Genomic DNA, 2,675 nt, shown 5'->3' on the forward strand with positions numbered 1-2,675 from the left:
CCTGTTTCATCCCCATAATATATGAGTGGTACCCCTGGTAATGTAAATTGAATTACTACAAGCAATCTCAATAATTCTATATTTCCATCTAAAACAGTTAATATTCTTTCGGTATCATTTGTACCTACAACATTTATGTTCCCATAAAAGCTTTCTCTAGGGTAATTTTCATATAAGGACATAATTTTTTGTTTAAATCTATAGGATGATATATATCCTTTTGTAAAGTTAATTAAACATTCTCTTAAAGGATAATTTGTAACAGCTTGAACCTCTTTACCTTGCAAGTACTTTCGCCTTTTTGAATAACTAATCTTATTAGATGCATCATCCCAAATGTCTCCCAGGAGTACAGTATCTTTATTTATTTCTTGCATTCTTGTTCTAATTAATTCTATAAAGTCATCTGGAAGCTCATCTATTACATTTAATCGCCATCCACTACAACCCAAATCTATCCATTTTTTTATGATGGAATTATCATTTTTTATAATATAGTCAATATATCCGTTTTCCATTGAATTAACATTTGGTCTTTCATTAATTCCCCACCATGATTCATACTGATATGGATATATATTAAATTTATACCAGTCATGATACTTAGAATTAGGAGATTGATATGCTCCGATATTATCATAACTACCCAACTTATTGAAATACTTACTATCAGAACTAGTATAACTTAATACCACATCTAGAATAATCTTAATTCCTTTACTTTCTGCTACTTGGCATAATTCTCTAAACTCATCATTTGTACCAATCATTTCATCTATAAATTCATAATCCGCTGTATCATATTTATGACAGCTAGAAGACTTAAATATAGGACTTAACTGTATTATGCTAGCTCCTAATGACTTTATATAATCTAATTTCTTTACTATACCTTTTATATTTCCACCATAAAAGTCCCATCTAATAATCCTTCCAAAACTATCTTTAATATACATGGGACTATCGTCCCATCTCCCATATATAAATGAGTTTTCCTTTGGAGAATTTATAGAGTTATCTTCATTTCCATTATAGAATCTATCTATAAGAATCTGATATACTACTCCTTCTTTATACCAATTAGGTATATAAGATTTTTCATATACAGTCACTTGATACGGTGCAGGATTATAAGTATATATTTGACCAATACCGCCTAAATGTTCATCATTATTTCCATAATATAACCTATCATATCCATCTATTAGAATAAAGTAATATTCTAATATCCCCAAAGCATCAGATGTATCAACTTCTACAGAATATCTAAATTCACCATTGTTTAAATACTCCTTTTGCATCCCCATATTTAGTCTAGTACCATCAAACTGTATCAATTCTACTGCCACTATTATTTCTCTATCAACATTAATTGACAGTTTAACCTTTTGACCAACTTCTACAGCTCCGAAAGGTCTCCTAAACTTTATGCTTTGCGAATCATGTACTACCTGTATACCGTCCATTAAATTAACCTCCTATAGATTCTTATAAATTACTTCTGACCCCCAAATCCCCGTTGCATATTCTTCAATTGTTCTGTCAGATGAGAATATTCCTGAATGTGCAATATTAACACCACACATTCTTTGCCATTTATCAGTATCCCTATAAAGAGTATCAATCTTATCTTGAGCTTTTAAATATGAATCAAAATCTTGCAAAACAAAAAATTCATCATTATAAGTTATTAAATTTTCATAAATGCTTCTAAATTTCTCTTTATCATTATTATATTTCCCATTTACTAGATCATCAATTACTCTTTTTACTCTTACATCACTATTATATATATCTATGGATTTATATCCTCCATTCTGATAATAGTTGAGCACTTCATCTGCATTTAATCCGAAAATTACTATATTGTCATCTGTAACTTCATCTCTTATTTCAATATTAGCTCCATCTAATGTAGCTACTGTAATAGCTCCATTCATCATGAATTTCATATTTGATGTTCCTGATGCTTCCTTTGTTGTTGTAGAAATTTGCTCGCTAACATCTGTACCTGGAATAATCTGTTCTGCTAGCGAAACTCTGTAGTTTTGAATAAAAACTACTTTTATCTTTTCATTTACTCTAGGATCATTATTTATTTTGTTAGCAATACTATTTATTAATTCGATAGTATTTTTTGCTAAATAATATCCTGGTGCAGCTTTCCCTCCAAATATGAATGTTCTTGGTACAATATCACAATTAGGATTATCAATCAATTTATTATATAAATCCATTATTCTTAGACAGTTAAGTATTTGCCTCTTGTACGCATGGATTCTTTTAACTTGAACATCAAATATAGAATTCGTGTCTATACTTATATTATCGTTGTTTAATATTATTTTTGCCAGCTTTTCTTTGTTAAAGTTTTTTATTTTCCCCAATTGTTTCAAAACAACTTCATCGTATAAATGCCTTTCAAAATTTTTCAAATCGATTGGATGTCTTATGAAACTATCTCCAATTGTATCTTTTATTAGTTTTGTAAGTTCAGGATTACTCTTTAAAAGCCATCTTCTATGAGTAATTCCATTTGTTTTATTGTTAAATTTATTTGGATATAGGTAATAAAAATCCGTCATTTCCTTCTTCTTTAATATTTCAGTATGAAGTTTAGCTACTCCATTTACACTGTGACTACCTACAATTGCTAGATGCGCCATTTTTACTTT

The 2,675-nt window shown here is 29.2% G+C and carries 2 protein-coding genes; both read right to left on the reverse strand.

The window, feature by feature from the left end; all coding sequences use genetic code 11:
* Window positions 1–1,466: glycoside hydrolase family 13 protein (locus AC11VW_RS04010; protein WP_484300104.1), on the reverse strand; the 1,466-nt coding region annotated here is incomplete at its 3' end.
* A 12-nt stretch (window positions 1,467–1,478) separates the two neighbouring features.
* Window positions 1,479–2,675 (reverse strand): glycogen/starch/alpha-glucan family phosphorylase (gene glgP / locus AC11VW_RS04015; protein WP_484300105.1); only part of this gene is annotated, 1,197 nt, incomplete at its 5' end.

The sequence above is a fragment of the Romboutsia sp. genome (genome assembly GCF_056995035.1).